Consider the following 16,231-nt stretch of genomic DNA (forward strand, 5'->3'; position numbering starts at 1 on the left):
AGAATTGCTAGCGTTCAAGGCGAGTCTCCATGCAGCCTGCCAGCATGGTCGCTACCGCATCGAGTTCCGCACTATTGCGGGCGCGAGCGGCCATGCCAGTGAGTATCTTGGGGTCGAGCAATTCTGCCAGCGTCTCGGCGAGGCGCTCGGCAGTCAACGTATTCTGGGGAATCAGGCGCGCGGCATCCGCCTTGACCAATACCGCGGCATTGACGGTCTGGTGGTCATCCACGGCGTGGGGGAACGGCACCAGCACCGCAGGCCGACCTGCCGCAGCCAGCTCGGCCACGGTCAGCGCGCCGGCGCGACAGACCACGAGGTCTGCCCAGGCGTAGGCCTCGGCCATGTCACCGATGAACTCGCTGACCTCAGCCGTGACGCCGGCTGCCTGATAGGCGGCGAGGGTCGCCTCCTGCTTGTCACGTCCGGCCTGATGGCGCACCACGGGGCGCGAGGCTTGCGGCAGCAGGGCCAGCGCCGGCGCGAGCGTCTCGTTGAGCGCCTGAGCGCCCAGCGAGCCACCCATCACCAGCAGATGCAACGCACGCGACTCGCCTGCCGCCTCGACAGCAGACTCGGACGCATGCCCGGCGGCACCGACATCAGCGATCTCATCACGCACCGGATTGCCCACCACCTGAGCCCCGAGGGCCGGCGGGAAGGCGCCCGGGAAGGCGGCGTAGACACGCGTTGCCATTCGCGCCAGCACCTTGTTGGTCAGGCCCGCGATGGCGTTCTGCTCATGAATGATCAGTGGAATGCCTTCAAGGCGCGCCGCGAGCCCGCCCGGACCACTGGCGAAGCCACCGAGGCCTACCACCAGCACCGGCTTGAGTTCACGGATCACGCGCCGTGCCTGCAGAACGGCACGCGCGAGACGAAACGGGATCGCCGCATAGCCCGCCAGCCCCTTGCCACGCAGGCCCGCGACCTCGACCCGATGCAGCGGGTAGCCGGCGTCGGGCACCAGACGGTTCTCGATGCCACGCGGGCTGCCCAGCCAATGAATCTCGTGACCGGCCGCCGCGAGGGCACGCGCCAGCGACAGCGCCGGGATCACATGCCCTCCCGTCCCGCCGGCCATCATCAGCACGACGCCCCTGGAGACAGTGTCTACCGAGTCAACCGCCCCCTCGGGAGCGATGGTAGAAGAAGATGACGTCATGCCTGTGCTCCTTGCGGTGTCTCGGTCGGCTTCTTGGCCTTGCGCCGGGGCGCGGCGGCATTTCCTGTCGGTGAGCGGGTCAGCTTGCGGGTCTCGGCATCGATACGCAGCAGTATCGCGATCTGCATGCAACTGACGATCAGGCTGGAACCGCCATAACTCATCAGGGGCAGGGTCAGCCCCTTGGTGGGCAGCAGTCCGCTGGCCACACCGATGTTGATGAAGGCCTGCGCCCCCAGCACGAGGGCGATACCGTAGCCGAGGTAGGCGCTGAACGGCAAGCCGGCGAGTTCAGCGCGGCGACCGATCTTGAAGGCGCGGTAGATCAGCAGTCCGAACAGCGCCACCACGGCCGTCGCCCCGATCAAGCCCAGCTCCTCGGCCAGCACGGCAAACACGAAATCGGTATGTGCTTCCGGCAGATAGAACAGCTTCTGCACGCTGTTGCCCAGCCCCATGCCGCTCAGGTGGCCACGACCGAAGGCGATCAACGCCTGGGTCAGCTGGTAGCCACTGTCATACATGTTGGCCCACGGGTCGGTATAGGTGGTCAGACGCTCCCAGCGATAGGGTTCGGCGATCGCCAACAGCCAACCACCGCCGCCGGCCAGGCCCAGCAAGACGATGAAGCCCCACCAGGCAACGCCCGCCATCAGCAGCATGCCCATCACGGCACCGCCCATGACCACGATGGAGCCAAAGTCAGGCTCCAGTGCCAGCAGCACGATCATCAGCAACAAGGGGACGCAGGGCAGAATGAGGCCGTTGACGACGCTGGCGCGCACCTTGTCGAGGCGGCGGTCCAGATAGCCGGCCAGCCAGATCATCAGACACAGCTTGGCGATCTCGGAGGCCTGCACCCCGCCGACCAATGGCAGCGGTATCCAGCGCTTGGCGCCGTTGATCTCGCGCCCGACCACCAACACGACCACCAGCAGCACGAAGCCCAGCATCAGCATCGCGAAGCTACGCTGCTGCCAGGCAGACATCGGCACGCGCAGCGTACAGATCGCGGCCACCAGGCCGATCACGATGAAGATGCCGTGGCGCATGCTGTAGTAGAAGGCATTGCCATCGAAGCGCTCGCTCGAGATCTCGCTGGAGGCAGACGTCACCATCACCCAACCGATACACAGGATCGCCAGCGCGCAGAACAGCAGCCAGCCGTCGACGGGCTGACGCTCTGCCGTCAGGGTGTCATGGACTCGCCGGGCCTTGTTACGCATCGCAGGCTTCCTTGTCGCTGCCGCCAGGGCCAGAATTGCAGTCAGCACCGGGCATGATGTGCTGCGTGACCCAGTCACGGAACGCGTCGCCGCGCGCCATGTAATTGGGGAACTGATCGAGACTGGCGCAGGCCGGTGACAGCAGCACGCAGTCCCCCGCCTGAGCGATCTGTCGAGCATGACGCATGGCCTCCAACAGCGTCATGACTGGCGTCACGGTAACGTCATCGGCCAGGGCTTGCGTCAATAGCGGCGCATCCTGTCCGAACACCACCGCCTCACGGGCGTAACGGGCCAATGGCGCCGCCAGCGGCGTGAAGTCCGCGCCCTTGCCCTGGCCGCCGGCCAGCAATATCAGCTTGCCCTCGAGCGTCGGGCCGAGACCGGCAATCGCCGCCAGCGTCGCCCCGACATTGGTGCCCTTGGAATCATTGATCCAGCGCACGCCCGCCACCTCGGCGATCAGCTCGCCGCGATGCGGCAGCCCCGCGAAGCTTGCTAGCTCGGCGACCATCGCCGTCTCGTCGAGACCGATCGCCGTGCCCATCGCGAGTGCCGCCAGCGCATTGGCCTGATTGTGGCGGCCTGCAAGACGCACCTCCGCAGCAGGCATCACGCCGCGCAGCTGGCCAGACTCGACATGACACAGCGACAGCGTGCCGCCCTGCTCCGCCAGGCGCCATTGCGCCTGCCTGGCAGCCTCATCGGTCGACTCATCGGCCGACTCACCGAGCTGCACGCTGAAGCTGACTCGCGCCACCGCATCATTCTCGGCCGGCCAGCTCCAGGCGTCATCGGCATTGATGACCGCAAGGCCTGCGCCGCGGAAGATGCCGCGCTTGGCGGCCTGATAGCCGCGCATGCCATCGTGGCGATCAAGATGATCTTCAGAGAGATTCAGGAAGCAGGCGACATCGGCCTTGAGCTCAGGTGTGGTCTCGAGCTGGAAGGAAGACAGCTCCAGCACGTAGAGTTCGGCATCAGGCTGCTCACGCAACAATGTCAGCGCGGCGGTGCCCAGATTGCCGCCGACCGCCACGTCACGACCGGCACGCGCGGCCATCTGCGCGATCAGCGTGGTCACGGTGGACTTGGCGTTCGAGCCGGTGATCGCGACCAGCGTGGGTCGCTTGCCCTGCGCGTCGCGGGCCTGACGCTCATCCAGCGCACGCACGAAGAGTGCGATCTCGCCGACCAGTCGCTCGCGGACCCCATCGAACACCGCCTGACGCGGGTCGATGCCCGGACTGAGCACCACCTCGCCGAAGCGTGACAGGTCCAGCGCTTCCAATAGACCGAGATGTACCTCGGCCTGCGGCGCATGCTCGCGCAGGCTCTCGAGGCCCGGCGGTGCGCTACGGGTATCGGCGACGGCAAAGTCGATGCCGCGATCACTCAGATGGCGAGCGATCGCCTGTCCGGAGACACCAAGACCGACCACCAGGGTCGGTCCTTTGGCAGGCACCGGCGGGGCCGGTGCTTGAGAGGTGACAGAGAGGGTCATCGCGAATGCGTCCTCAGCGAACCTTGAGTGTGGCCAGGCCAAGCAGCACCAGCACGACGGTGATGATCCAGAAGCGCACGATGACGCGCGGCTCCGGCCAGCCTTTCAGCTCGAAGTGGTGATGCAGCGGCGCCATGCGGAAGATGCGTCGCCCGGTCAGCTTGTAGGAGCCAACCTGCAGGATCACCGAGACGGTTTCCATCACGAAGACGCCACCCATGATGAACAGCACGATTTCCTGACGCACGATGACCGCCACGACCCCCAGTGCCGCGCCGAGTGCCAGCGCGCCCACATCGCCCATGAAGACCTGGGCGGGATAGGTGTTGAACCACAGGAAACCGAGGCCGGCACCCGCGATGGTGGCGCAGAACACGGCCAGCTCACCGGAACCGGCGATGAACGGAATGTGCAGATACTCGGCGAACTTCAGGTTGCCAGAGGCGTAGGCGAAGATGGCCAGGCCCATGGCGACCAGCACGGTCGGCATGATCGCCAGACCATCGAGGCCATCGGTCAGGTTGACCGCATTGGAGCTGCCGACGATCACGAAGTAGGTCAGCACCATGTAGAACACGCCCAGCGGGATGACGACGTCCTTGAAGAACGGCACCAGCAGGCCCGTCTCGGCCGGCGTGCTCGCCGTCAGGTACAGCACCACGGCGGCGCCGATGCCCACCACCGACTGCCAGAAGTACTTCCAGCGTGCCGGCAGGCCACGCGGATTCTTCTCCACCACCTTGCGGTAGTCATCGACCCAGCCGACGGCGCCGAAGCCCAGCGTGACGGCCAGCACCACCCAGACATACAGGTTGGTCAGATCGCCCCACAGCAAGGTGGAGACGGCCATCGACAGCAGGATCATCACGCCGCCCATGGTCGGAGTGCCGGCCTTGGAAAGGTGAGACTTGGGGCCATCGTCGCGCACGGCCTGGCCGATCTGGCCATCGACGAGCTTGCGTATGACCCAGGGACCCAGCCACAGACACAGCAACAGTGCCGTCAACGTGGCCAATACCACGCGCAGGGTCAGATAATTGAAAACCGTAAAGGCGCCATTGAATTGGGCCAGAAACTCAGCAAGCAGCAGCAGCATGACTCACATTCACCTTGATGCGTCGACCTTGAGCGCGGCAACGACATTCTCCATGCCAGCGCTGCGAGACCCCTTGACCAGAACACTGGCCCCGGTGGGTAGATGGTTACGGGCGTAAGCTTCCAGCTCTGCCCGCTCGATAAAGTGCTTGCCACCGGCCCCGAAGGCCTCGGCAGTCGCCTGAGCGCCCTCGCCGCAGGTGGCAATGAAATCTATGCCCAGCTTGCGGGCGTAATCGCCCACCTCGGCATGCAGACGTTCGGCGTCTGATCCGAGTTCGCCCATGGCGCCCATCAGGCACCAGCGCGGCGCAGGCAGTGTCGCCAGCAGATCCAGCGCCGCCAGCATGGCACCGGGGTTGGCGTTGTAGCTGTCATCCAGTAGACGCGAACCGTTGATGCCTGCCACGATGCCCAGCCTGCCGGGCACGCTCTCGGCGCTCTCGAGCCCGGCGATCACCAGATCACTGTCGATGCCCAGTGCCAGGCACGCCGCGGCAGCCGCCAGCGCATTGGCCACGTTGTGACGCCCCAGCAACGCCAGCTGGACACGACCGAGCGAGCGGCCATCAAACGTCAGTTCGAAAGCATAACGCCCGAGTTCATCCGCGCCTAGCTCACGCGCCTGCAGGCGTGCCGGGCGATCACCGCTATCCACGCTGCCATCCGCAACGCTGAAGTCGATGACATCGACCGCCTGGCCGGTTGCGGCCAGCGCCTGCCATAGCGAGAAGTAGGCGTCATCACGGTTGAGCACCGCGACCGGACGCCGCCCTCCCAACGGGCTCAAGCCCGCCAGAATCTCGCCCTTGGCCTGGGCGATCTGCCCCATGCCGCCGAATTCGCCGACATGGGCGCCGGTGACATTGGTGATCACCGCCACTTGCGGGCGCGCCAGGGCCGTCGTCCAGGCGATCTCGCCGAGATGATTGGCGCCCAGCTCGACCACGCCGTGCTGGTGGGCGTTGCTCAAGCGCAGCAACGTCATCGGCAGGCCGAAATCGTTGTTGAGATTGCCATGATTGGCGAGGCTTTCGGCCTCGAAACGCGCGGCATCCCGCACAAGGATGGCATGCACCAGGCCCTTGACGCTGGTCTTGCCGCTGTTGCCGGTCACCGCGATCAGCGGCTTCCCCCAGGCACGGCGACGCGCTGACGCCAGCAGCCCGAAGGCCAGGCGGGTATCCGCGACGACGATCTGCGGCAGCGGATCATCCACTGCCCGCTCGACCAGCGCCGCGACGGCGCCATTGGCACGAGCCTGGGCGAGGAAGTCATGGGCATCGAAGCGCTCACCCTTCAGCGCCACGAACAGCGGTGCGACCTGCTCGCCAAGCTTGCGGGTGTCCGTCTCGATGGCGCCCAGCGCTTGATCGCGCAATGCCTGTGGCAACTGCGCCCCGAGCACCGCGGCCACTTCCTCGAAGGTACTCAGACCGACGGGCTGTTCAGGCGCACTCATGCGTCACGCTCCTGACCTTCCAGCATCGAGAGCTCACGACGCTCCAGCGCCGCGACCGCATGGGCTACATCGGAAAACGGTAGTCGCTGACCGTCGATCTCCTGATAGTCCTCGTGCCCCTTGCCGGCGATCAGGATGACATCATGCTCGCCGGCATCGCGGATGACCTGGGCAATGGCTTCGCCACGCTCGGCGATATCCAGCACGCGCTCGCGGGCATGGATGCCGGTCATCATCTGCTGACGGATGGCGGCGGCATCCTCGCTACGCGGATTGTCATCGGTGATCACGACACGGTCGGCGCCCTGTTCGGCGGCCGTGGCCATCAGCGGGCGCTTGCCGCTGTCGCGATCGCCGCCACAGCCGAGCACACACCACAGCCGCGCATCATCCCGCGCCGGCAGGTGGGCGCGCAGCGCGGTCAGTGCCGTCTCGACGGCCTCCGGCGTGTGGGCGTAGTCAACCACCACCACCGGCGCGCCATCACGGCTCAGGCGCTGCATGCGACCCGGTACCGGCGTCAGACGCGGCGCGGCGGCAAACAGCCCCTCGAACGAATAGTCGAGGCCATGCAGGATCAGCATTGCCAGCAAGGCGTTGTCGAGATTGAAGCGCCCCATCAGATTGAGGCCCAGCTCGCGCTCGCCATCCGGCGTCGCGATCACGGCAACCTGGCCCAGCGGCTCGGGGAAGACATCCAGCACGCGCAGGGTCGCGACATCATCACGCCCCATCGCCAGCACGCGCACGCCGCGCTGCATGCCGGCCAGCATCAGACGCGCCAGCGCATCATCGGCATTGAGCACCGCAAGCTTGAGTTCGGGGCGCTTGAACAGCTTCGCCTTGGCCGCCGCATAGGCCGCCATGCTGCCGTGGTAGTCGAGGTGGTCCCGCGAAAGATTGGTATAGCCCGCGACGGTGAAGCGGCAACCATTGACGCGCCCCTGATCGAGCGCATGGGAAGAGACTTCCATCGCGATCAACTCGGCACCGGCCAGGCTCAGCCCCTTGAGCGCCGCCTGCACGGCCAGGGCGTCGGGCGTGGTGCGCTCGCCCGCGACCAGCGCGCCGGGACGCCCGATGCCGAGCGTGCCGATCATGCCGGCGGGCGTGCCCATCGCTTCGGCCAGCTCGGCGATGTAATGGGTGACGGAAGACTTGCCATTGGTGCCCGTGACCCCGACCAGCGTCAGCGACTCGGGCACGCGGAAGGCCTGGCGGCCCAGCTCACCGAGCTGCTCGCCCAGATTCTCGAGCCAGACGACTCTGGCATCGTCTGAATGCAGCGCGAGACGTGCATCCCCGTCGGCGGGTCTTTCGGCCAGCACCAGCTCGGCACCGCCCTCAAGCGCCGCGGCGATATAGTCGCGGCCATCGCTGGCGATGCCGGGAATGGCAATGAAGAGGGAGCCCTGCGCGGCACTGCGACTGTCGATCGTCAGGTGCCAGTCATCGCGCGCGGCAAGCCGTGCACGGCAATCGTCATTGAGGGCGCCTGGCCACAGCGCCAGCAACGCTGCCAGCATGTCTGTCGCCGTGGCCAACGGGCGCGCCAGAAACTCGCCCAGGCGCTTGGAATCGTGCGGTGAAGTCATGTCGGAAGACCTTCCTTGTTCCCGATGTCCCGGAACGTATTCACTACATGAGAAAAAAGACGCAGTCGCCCGCCTGAGGCCGACGACCGTGCCACATGAAAAGCGTTACTCACCGACCTTGCTGTCCGGCGGCACATCCAGCAGGCGCAATGCCTTGCCCACCACGCGCCCGAACACGGGCGCCGCCACCAGACCGCCGTAATATTCTTCCCCTTTGGGGTTCTCGATCATCACCACGGTCACGATACGCGGATCAGACACCGGTGCCACACCCGCGAACAACGAACGATACGCGGTCTTCTGATAGCCACCGGCCGTCACCTTGCGCACGGTGCCCGTCTTGCCGGCGATGCGATAGCCTTCGACCACCGCCCGCTTGGCAGGCCCGTTGGGCTGCACGATCTTCTCCATCATGCCGAGCAAGGCGTGCGCGTTGTCCGATGAGATCACCTGGTCACCCACCGGCGGCGTCTTGACCTTGAGCAGCGACGGCGGCACACGACGGCCGTCGTTGGCGAGCGCGGTGTAGGCACTGGCCAGCTGCAGCGCCGAGACACTGATACCGTAACCGTAGGAGATGGAGGCCCGCTTGCTGCGCGACCAGTTGGTCGGTGGCGGCAGCACGCCGGTCGTCTCGCCCGGGAAGCCGGTGCCCGGCGCCTGACCGAGGCCCAGCTCATAGTAGCGATTCCACACCGCATCATCCTCGAGACTCAGCGCCATGCGGCTCATGCCGATATTCGAGGAGTGATAGAGAATGCCGGCCATGTCGAGCTTGCCGTAGTTGCGGAAGTCACGAATGGTGAACTGATCAACCCGCATGTAACCCGGCGTGGTATCGATCACCGAGTCCGGCTGATACTTGCTGGAGGCAAGGCCAGCGCTCATCGACAGCGGCTTCATGACCGAGCCGGGCTCGAAGGCATCGGTGATCGCGCGGTTGCGCAGCCCGGCGGGATCAAGCCCGGCGCGGTTGTTCGGGTTATAGGACTTCTGATTGACCATCGCCAGCACTTCACCGGTGCGCGCATCCATCATCACCAGGGTGCCGCCATCGGCGCGGTGCTCCGCCACGGCCGCCTTGAGCTCACGGTAGGCCATGTATTGCAGACGCAGGTCGATGGAAAGGGTCAGGTCGCCACCGGGCTTGGCTTCGCTGATCAGATGCAGATCACGCACCAGGCGCCCCTTGCGGTCCTTGAGCACACGTCGCTTGCCCGGCGTACCGGAAAGGTAGGAATTGTAGGCAAGCTCAAGCCCCTCCTGGCCCTTGTCATCGACGTTGGTCACGCCGATCAACTGGGCGGAGACTTCTCCGGAGGGGTAATAGCGCTTGTATTCCTGCTTGTGGCTGACGCCCGGAATATCGAGGTCGATGGCAGGCTGGGCCTGCGGCGGGGTCATCTGGCGCTTGATGTACATGAAGCCCTTGCCGGCATCACGATAGCGGCGGACGCGTGCGATCAGATCATCCGGCTTCTGACCCAGCGCGCGCGCCAGCAATGACAGCCGCACGGGATCGTCGGGCACCTTGCGCGGGTCGGCCCACAGGGTGATGACCGGCGTGGAGATCGCCAGCGGCTCACCGGTGCGGTCGGTGATCATGCCGCGGTGAGCATTGATGCTGTCGACACGCAGGGTGCGTGCGTCGCCCTGATCCTGCAGGAACTGCTGATCGAAGAGCTGGAGATAGCCGATGCGGCCGACCAGAGCGACAAGCCCGGCCAGCACGATGAAGAGCATGATGCGATAGCGGGCTGGCCCCATGGCCGCGCGCGCGCTCTTGCGGGCACCGCTTGCGGCCTTGGGACGAGCGGGCGTCTCAGCGCCGGCGGCTTTGCGCGGGTTGCGCGGGCGAGACGAAGGCGGGCGACGCGTGGCCATCAGCGAATGACCTCGACATCGTGGACATCCGGGACGCGCATCTCGAGTCGCTCGATGCTGATGCTTTCGATACGCGCCGGTGCCGACCAGGCGCTTTCTTCCAGCAGCAGGCGCCCCCAGCGCGCACGCGCATCATCGCGCGCCGCTTCCAGCTTCTGCAGCTGGGCATATTGGCCGCGCGAGAGGTGGGAGCTGATCACGACAGCAGCGGCAGAGCCGAGCAGGCTGAGCATCAGCACCGCGAAACACAGGTGACGCCAACGCATCTGCACCTTGATCGGCCAGTTACCCGTCCAGCCATCCTGTCTCCGTCCCGCCATGCCGACTCCCTAATCACTCTGAACGTGATGCCCCGCATCACGAATATCCTTGCAGACTGCCAACGTGCAGGCGCGATGTTCGCTCACTTGTTTGAAGCGCCCGGCGCATTATGTCAGCAAGTGGCGTTAGCCGCTAAGAGTTGCAGCACGGCAACACTTGTGTCGTCCTTTCACCACAGCCCACTTGCGCGCGCGCCTGCCGGTAGGCAGGCGCAGAAAGAGGCACGATTCCCCAGAGGGAGCACTGACGCTATTTGAGCTTTTCGGCAATGCGCATCACGGCACTGCGCGAACGGACATTGGCATCGACTTCGCTTTGCGAGGCCTTCTGCGCCTTACCCACCAGCTTGAGACGCTTGTTGAGCTGGTCTTCGCGGATCGGCATGCCACGTGGCGCCTGATCCCCCCGCGCCTTGTCACGCATGAAGCGCTTGACGATGCGGTCTTCCAGCGAGTGGAAGCTGATCACGACCAGACGACCGCCGGGCTTGAGCGCCTCGAGACCGGCATCCAGCGCGCGGGTCAGCTCATCCAGCTCACCATTGATGTGAATGCGGATCGCCTGGAAGACACGCGTCGCCGGGTGCTTGTGCTTCTCCCAGTTGGGGTGGGCATCCTTGATCAGGCTGGCGAAGTCGCCGGTGCGCGTGATGGGTCGCTCGGCGCGACGCTCCACCACGGCACGCGCCAGACGCTTGGCATAACGCTCCTCGCCATAGGTCTTGAAGACCCAGGCCATGTCCTCGGCGCTGGCGCGCGACAGCCACTCGGCGGCGCTCTCGCCACTGGTGGGGTCCATGCGCATGTCCAACGGGCCATCATTCATGAAGCTGAAGCCACGCTCGGCATCATCCAGCTGCGGGGATGACACGCCGATGTCGAGCAGGATGCCATCCAGCTGACCCTGCACGCCCTCACGCTCGGCATATTCGCCAAGACGCGCGAATTCACCGGCATGGATACTGAAACGCTCGTCATCGATGGTCGCAGCTTCCGCCAGCGCCTGGGGGTCACGATCACAGGCGATCAGACGCCCCTCGGGCGCCAGACGCGACAGGATCAGACGCGAATGGCCACCGCGACCGAAGGTGCCGTCGAAGTAGACGCCGGCCGTGTCCTGAATCAGGCCATCGACCGCGCCATCGAGCATGACACTGACATGCGCGAAGCGATCAGCCACTTCGACGGACTCGGTATCGGCAGACTCGGTAACGGAAGGAGCGCTGGGCTTGGACATGACGAAACTCTGGACCTTGGCACGCGATGCGAGCAGTGAAAGCCGGTGGCAAAGGGCACCGACAGCATAAGAGCGGAGACAGCGCCTGCGTGCAGCAGGCAAGCGGCTGAAACACGAATTCAAGTGCCATAACCGACAACCGGCGCCTGTCACGGCAGCGTGTTCGTTGCCATCCAACTGCAATGGTCATTCACGAAACACGCAGCGGACGGCGCCGGTCATGCGAATTCAGGGTGTGCTGCCATCGCTCGCATCGCGAAGGCTGGCAGCACACTGACGTTATAAGGCGGGAGATGGCCGATAAGCCGGGTCTTGTCGTGGACAGTCATTCATCTAGGCCCTGAATCACTTCAGGGCTCAAGCAACCAACCCGCCCCCACTGCGGGCAGCAGCATAGGGGGCCTATTTGGTCTTGCTCCAGGTGGGGTTTACCTCGCCGCGAACTGTTACCAGCCGCGCGGTGCGCTCTTACCGCACCCTTTCACCCTTACCGGTCAGCCGAAGCTGACGTAGGCGGTCTTCTCTCTGCTGCACTTGCCGTCGGCTCGCGCCGCCCAGACGTTATCTGGCACCTTGCCCTATGGAGCCCGGACTTTCCTCCCCCAGCTTGCGCTGGCGGCGACTGTCTGGCCGTCTCCCAAGCGCGCAAGACTACCAGTGTCATGGGCCTTTCACAAGACGAAGCCCGCGCAGGCCGAACAATGGCAGCGGCAAAAAAGTCTGGCGTGACAGAGGTTTGCTTATTCCTCTGCCGCGTCCTTCATGGCTTGCGCCTTGGCATACCAGGCTTTCTTGCGCCCGCCCACCAGACGCGTGGCGATGGCGGCCATCTGCTTGACGCCGACACCCTCCTCGAACAGCACCTGCAACAGGGCGTCGCCTTCGACACTGGCCGCCTCATCGCCGTCACGTGCCGGCGCCCCTTCGATCATGACCACGAACTCGCCGCGGGTCTGATCACTGTCAGCGTCCATCTGCGCCAGCAGCTCGGCTGCCGTGCCATCGAGGAAGGTCTCGAAGGTCTTGGTCAGCTCACGGGCCAGCACGACCCGGCGCTCGCCCAGCACATCGCGGATATCGCCGAGCAGCGCCTGGATGCGGTGCGGAGACTCGTACAGCACATGGGTGGCGCTATCGTCGCGCAGCGCGGCAAGGCGCGCCTGACGCGGGCCACCCTTGTGGGCCAGAAAGCCTTCGAAGGTGAAGCGATCCGTCGGCAGGCCCGCCGCGCTGAGGGCGGTGATCAACGCGCACGGCCCCGGCAGTGGCACTACCTTGAAGCCACGCTCGCGCAGGGCGCGCACGACGATGAAGCCGGGGTCGGAGATCAGCGGCGTGCCGGCATCGGAGACCAGTGCGACGCGTCGGCCTGCCTCCAGCGCCTGACACAGCTGGTCGACACGGCCACGTTCGTTGTGATCGTGCAGGGACATCATGGGCACTTCCAGGCCCAGGTGACGCAGCAACCGCGCGCTGTGGCGGGTATCCTCGGCTGCGATCAGGTCCACTTCTCCCAGCACCCGCGCGGCGCGGGGACTGAGATCATCGAGGTTACCAATCGGCGTGGCGACCACGTACAATACGCCTTCAGAAGACTCGGACATTCAATGCTTCGACTCGTTGAACTCAATGGTAGAAATGGTCGTCAGACACAGGCAGATTGCCTTGGGACATTTCATCCGAAGGACGCTGCATGCGTGGCCCTGATCGACCGAGTGCCATGATGCCTTTCACCCTTCATCACAGTAGGCGGCGATGCAGTCCTGACCACATCGCCCATCAGCCAAGGGACCGTCGTACATGCGCCAGACATGGAATCGTGCATCAGCCAATACGCTGGGCACTTCGTCAGCCATCCGGCAGGAGGCCGCGCGCCGTTCACGTTCCGGCCTGCGCACGCTGGCGGGCCTCGCCGCCTCCGCCCTGCTGCTGGCAGGGTGTGCCGGACAGTCACCGCTTTCCAGTGGCCCCGGGGCCGATGCCCTGCTCGCTCAGGCCGAGCAGCAACAGGGTCAGCAAGCGGCCAGTACGCGCCTGCAAGCTGCGGACATCCTAGCACGCAGCGGCGACAACGCGCAGGCGATCACCATCGCATCCGACATCGACCCGACAAGCCTCGAGCCGCAGGAACGCGTGCAATGGGCCCTGCTGCTGTCGCGCATCGCGCTTGAGCAGCAGGACGGCTGGAACACGATCCTGGCCACCTCGGTGCTCGAGGACGGCATCCAGATGTCCAGCGATGACCAGCGCACGCTGCGCAAGCGTCGCGGCCTGGCACTCGGCATGGTCGGCGAACCCCTGGCCAGCGCCCAGACCCTGATCGCCCTGCAGGCCGACAGCGATGACCTGAGCATCAACGACACCCTGTGGGAGCAGCTCACGCGCCTCTCGCCCAGTCAGCTCAATGAGCTGGCCAGTGCCAGCCCCACCGCCAGTGGCTGGACGGACCTGCTGCGCCTGCAGCGTCGCTTCGGCGGCAACATCGACCAGATGTTCTCCGCCATCAACGACTGGTCGGACGCCAACCCGCAGCATCCCGCCGCACGCCAGATGCCGCAGGGCATTCTCGACCTGCGCGAGCTCTCCGGCCAGGAAGTACGCAAGATTGCCGTCTTCCTGCCCGAGTCCGGCTCGCTCAAGCGGATCGCCCAGGCCATCCGTGAAGGCATCGAGGCGCGCCATCGCAGCGCCATCGACAATGCCGAGGCCACGCCGCAGCTGAGCTTCTATGACACCTCGAGCGCGGACCTCAAGACCCTGTATGCCCGTGCCACCATGGATGGCGCCCAGGTCGTGCTCGGCCCGCTGGACAAGAAGCTGGTCAGTCAGCTCGAGACCCAGAACAGCCTGCCGCTGCCGACACTGGCCCTCAACTACGGCACCCATGACAACAACCGTGCCGACAACCTGTTCCAGTACGGCCTGTCCGCCGAGGACGAAGCCCGCCAGGTCGCCATGCGCGCCGCACTCGACGGCCATCGTGGCGCCGCCGCACTGGTACCCAACAATGCCTGGGGCCAGCGCGTCTACAGCGCCTTCCGCGACCGCTTCGAGCAGGAAGGTGGCGATGTCGTCTCCGTCGAGCGCTACAACCCCAAGGGCGCCGTCAGCTCAGCCGTCAAGGACCTGCTGTCGGTCTCGAGCCAGGATCAGGCGCGCATGAAGTCCGCCAAGAAATCCGGCAGCAAATACGGCCGCGCCCACTCCGGCAACATCGACATGATCTTCCTGCTGGCGCTGCCGAGCTATGCGCGTCAGGTGCCGCCGATGCTGGACTTCTACTATGCGGGCGACCTGCCGATCTACGGCACCTCCCATCTCTATGACGGCGCACCGCAGCCCGATCAGGATGGCGACCTCAATGGCGTCGACTTCGTGGACATTCCCTGGGAAGTGCCGGAGGCCTCCTCCGGCGGCAAGGCGTCCCTGCCGGAAGTCGACACCTACCGCGCTCTGTCCGATGCCTCACCGCGCATGCTCAAGCTCAACGCCATGGGGGTCGATGCCTATCGCCTGGCCCAGCGCGTACCGCTGATGCTGGCCGGTGCGGGCGGCGAACTCTTCGGCGCCACCGGCAGCCTCTTCCCGCGCCACGATGGCCGCATCGAGCGCACGCTGCCCTGGGCTGAATTCAGAGGTGGCGTACCGCGTCCGCCACTGAAAGGCGCCAACAGCCGCACCGTCGAAGCCTACACGCCCTGACATGGCACGCGCCGACTCGCCCTCTGGCAAGGCGCACCCGCCTCCCCAGCGTCGCGCCCGAGCGCGCGGCGCCGTCATCGAGGCGGAGGTAGAACAATGGCTGGCAGCGCGTGGCCTGACCCCCGTCACGCGCAACCAGCATGCCAAGGGCGGCGAGATCGACCTGATCATGCGTGACGCCGAGACCCTGGTCTTCATCGAGGTGCGCTACCGGGCCAACTCCCGCTTCGGCAGCGCGCTGGAAAGCGTGACCCATACCAAGCAACGCCGGCTGATCACTGCCGCGCGTTTTTATCTGGCCCAGCACGGGCTATCATGTTCCTGCCGCTTCGACGTGGTAGGCGTGGAGGGGACCTCCCCTCGTTCCATTCACTGGATTCGCCACGCCTTCGAAGCGTTCTGAAGCCAACGACCAAGAGCCATCATGGATTTCCAATCGCGTATTCTCGGCCACTTCAACGCCAGCATTGACACCAAGACCTACGCCAGCGAAGTGCTGCCGCCCTTCATCGAAGCGGCCAGCCAGATGATGGTCCAGAGCCTGGTCAATGACGGCAAGATCCTGGCCTGCGGCAACGGCGGCAGCGCCGGCGACAGCCAGCATTTCTCCTCCGAGCTGCTCAACCGCTTCGAGCGTGAGCGCCCGAGCCTGCCGGCCATCGCGCTGACCACCGACACCTCCACGCTGACGTCCATCGCCAACGACTACAGCTACAACGAGGTGTTCTCCAAGCAGATCCGCGCCCTGGGTCAGCCCGGCGACATCCTGCTCGCCATCTCCACCAGCGGCAACTCCGCCAACGTGGTGCAGGCCATCCAGGCGGCTCACGACCGCGACATGCGCGTCGTCGCCTTGACCGGCCGTGACGGTGGCGACATGGCGTCACTGCTGGGCAGCGAAGACTGCGAGATTCGTGTGCCCGCCACCTCTACGGCACGCATCCAGGAAGTCCATCTGCTGGCCATCCACTGCCTGTGCGACCTGATTGATCATCAGCTGTTCGGCAGCAACGAGTAATCCGCGCGCCCCACGGCATTCAC

The 16,231-nt window shown here is 65.4% G+C and carries 13 protein-coding genes and 1 other RNA gene; 3 read left to right on the forward strand and 11 right to left on the reverse strand.

The window, feature by feature from the left end:
• Positions 1-7 precede the first annotated feature (7 nt).
• The 11 genes from murG to rsmI all read right to left on the reverse strand — a co-directional run bounded on the left by murG (position 8) and on the right by rsmI (position 13,092).
• Positions 8-1,084, reverse strand: a complete 1,077-nt coding sequence (murG, locus tag ACJJV2_RS13510; protein WP_405282227.1) for an undecaprenyldiphospho-muramoylpentapeptide beta-N-acetylglucosaminyltransferase — start codon at positions 1,082-1,084, stop codon at positions 8-10.
• A gap of 77 nt (positions 1,085-1,161) precedes the next feature.
• Positions 1,162-2,391: a putative lipid II flippase FtsW gene (gene ftsW / locus ACJJV2_RS13515; RefSeq protein ID WP_405281653.1), complete on the reverse strand. Its 1,230-nt coding sequence runs from the start codon at positions 2,389-2,391 to the stop codon at positions 1,162-1,164.
• Positions 2,384-3,895, reverse strand: coding sequence for a UDP-N-acetylmuramoyl-L-alanine--D-glutamate ligase (murD, locus tag ACJJV2_RS13520; RefSeq protein WP_405281656.1), 1,512 nt, complete (start codon positions 3,893-3,895; stop codon positions 2,384-2,386). The genes ftsW and murD overlap by 8 nt, the downstream gene beginning before the upstream one ends.
• Positions 3,896-3,908: 13 nt before the next feature.
• Positions 3,909-4,991 carry a phospho-N-acetylmuramoyl-pentapeptide-transferase gene (mraY, locus tag ACJJV2_RS13525; protein ID WP_043332504.1) on the reverse strand — a complete coding sequence of 361 codons (1,083 nt, stop codon included), beginning with the start codon at positions 4,989-4,991 and terminating at the stop codon, positions 3,909-3,911.
• Between the two features lie 9 nt (positions 4,992-5,000).
• A complete protein-coding gene (gene murF / locus ACJJV2_RS13530; protein WP_405281658.1) occupies positions 5,001-6,452 on the reverse strand; it encodes a UDP-N-acetylmuramoyl-tripeptide--D-alanyl-D-alanine ligase in 1,452 nt (483 codons plus the stop codon).
• Positions 6,449-8,047 (reverse strand): UDP-N-acetylmuramoyl-L-alanyl-D-glutamate--2,6-diaminopimelate ligase, encoded by a 1,599-nt coding sequence (locus ACJJV2_RS13535; protein ID WP_405281660.1) that lies wholly within the window; start codon positions 8,045-8,047, stop codon positions 6,449-6,451. Before ACJJV2_RS13535 ends, murF begins: the two co-directional genes overlap by 4 nt.
• Positions 8,048-8,152: 105 nt before the next feature.
• On the reverse strand, positions 8,153-9,814 hold the full coding sequence (locus ACJJV2_RS13540) for a penicillin-binding protein 2 (protein WP_054555193.1): 1,662 nt from the start codon (positions 9,812-9,814) through the stop codon (positions 8,153-8,155).
• A 116-nt stretch (positions 9,815-9,930) separates the two neighbouring features.
• Positions 9,931-10,251 (reverse strand): cell division protein FtsL, encoded by a 321-nt coding sequence (gene ftsL / locus ACJJV2_RS13545; protein ID WP_043332508.1) that lies wholly within the window; start codon positions 10,249-10,251, stop codon positions 9,931-9,933.
• A 250-nt stretch (positions 10,252-10,501) separates the two neighbouring features.
• Positions 10,502-11,488, reverse strand: coding sequence for a 16S rRNA (cytosine(1402)-N(4))-methyltransferase RsmH (gene rsmH / locus ACJJV2_RS13550; RefSeq protein ID WP_288990396.1), 987 nt, complete (start codon positions 11,486-11,488; stop codon positions 10,502-10,504).
• Between the two features lie 285 nt (positions 11,489-11,773).
• Positions 11,774-12,126, reverse strand: an RNA gene (gene rnpB, locus ACJJV2_RS13555) — RNase P RNA component class A.
• A gap of 102 nt (positions 12,127-12,228) precedes the next feature.
• Positions 12,229-13,092, reverse strand: coding sequence for a 16S rRNA (cytidine(1402)-2'-O)-methyltransferase (rsmI, locus tag ACJJV2_RS13560; RefSeq protein WP_405281664.1), 864 nt, complete (start codon positions 13,090-13,092; stop codon positions 12,229-12,231).
• A 196-nt stretch (positions 13,093-13,288) separates the two neighbouring features.
• Here rsmI and ACJJV2_RS13565 point away from each other — a divergent pair, with 196 nt between their 5' ends.
• The 3 genes from ACJJV2_RS13565 to ACJJV2_RS13575 are packed head-to-tail and all read left to right on the forward strand — an operon-like array spanning position 13,289 to position 16,208.
• The gene (locus ACJJV2_RS13565; RefSeq protein WP_405281667.1) at positions 13,289-15,190 is read left to right on the forward strand and encodes a penicillin-binding protein activator; all 1,902 of its coding nucleotides are present in this window, start codon (positions 13,289-13,291) and stop codon (positions 15,188-15,190) included.
• A 1-nt stretch (position 15,191) separates the two neighbouring features.
• Positions 15,192-15,593, forward strand: coding sequence for a YraN family protein (locus ACJJV2_RS13570; protein ID WP_248379495.1), 402 nt, complete (start codon positions 15,192-15,194; stop codon positions 15,591-15,593).
• Positions 15,594-15,614: 21 nt separating this feature from the next.
• A complete protein-coding gene (locus tag ACJJV2_RS13575) occupies positions 15,615-16,208 on the forward strand; it encodes a phosphoheptose isomerase (protein WP_043332512.1) in 594 nt (197 codons plus the stop codon).
• Positions 16,209-16,231 lie beyond the last annotated feature (23 nt).

Source organism: Cobetia sp. Ld8, from assembly GCF_045066615.1.
In the GTDB taxonomy this organism is placed as follows: domain Bacteria; phylum Pseudomonadota; class Gammaproteobacteria; order Pseudomonadales; family Halomonadaceae; genus Cobetia; species Cobetia amphilecti.

Coding starts and splice junctions, on each gene's coding strand:
- murD (WP_405281656.1), bottom strand. CDS start 3,895: ATGACCCTCTCTGTCACCTCTCAAGCACCGGCCCCGCCGGTGCCTGCC.
- ACJJV2_RS13565 (WP_405281667.1), top strand. CDS start 13,289: ATGCGCCAGACATGGAATCGTGCATCAGCCAATACGCTGGGCACTTCG.
- ACJJV2_RS13575 (WP_043332512.1), top strand. CDS start 15,615: ATGGATTTCCAATCGCGTATTCTCGGCCACTTCAACGCCAGCATTGAC.
- rsmI (WP_405281664.1), bottom strand. CDS start 13,092: ATGTCCGAGTCTTCTGAAGGCGTATTGTACGTGGTCGCCACGCCGATT.
- ACJJV2_RS13570 (WP_248379495.1), top strand. CDS start 15,192: ATGGCACGCGCCGACTCGCCCTCTGGCAAGGCGCACCCGCCTCCCCAG.
- ACJJV2_RS13540 (WP_054555193.1), bottom strand. CDS start 9,814: ATGGGGCCAGCCCGCTATCGCATCATGCTCTTCATCGTGCTGGCCGGG.
- ftsW (WP_405281653.1), bottom strand. CDS start 2,391: ATGCGTAACAAGGCCCGGCGAGTCCATGACACCCTGACGGCAGAGCGT.
- rsmH (WP_288990396.1), bottom strand. CDS start 11,488: ATGTCCAAGCCCAGCGCTCCTTCCGTTACCGAGTCTGCCGATACCGAG.
- mraY (WP_043332504.1), bottom strand. CDS start 4,991: ATGCTGCTGCTGCTTGCTGAGTTTCTGGCCCAATTCAATGGCGCCTTT.
- ACJJV2_RS13535 (WP_405281660.1), bottom strand. CDS start 8,047: ATGACTTCACCGCACGATTCCAAGCGCCTGGGCGAGTTTCTGGCGCGC.
- ftsL (WP_043332508.1), bottom strand. CDS start 10,251: ATGGCGGGACGGAGACAGGATGGCTGGACGGGTAACTGGCCGATCAAG.
- murG (WP_405282227.1), bottom strand. CDS start 1,084: ATGGCCGGCGGGACGGGAGGGCATGTGATCCCGGCGCTGTCGCTGGCG.
- murF (WP_405281658.1), bottom strand. CDS start 6,452: ATGAGTGCGCCTGAACAGCCCGTCGGTCTGAGTACCTTCGAGGAAGTG.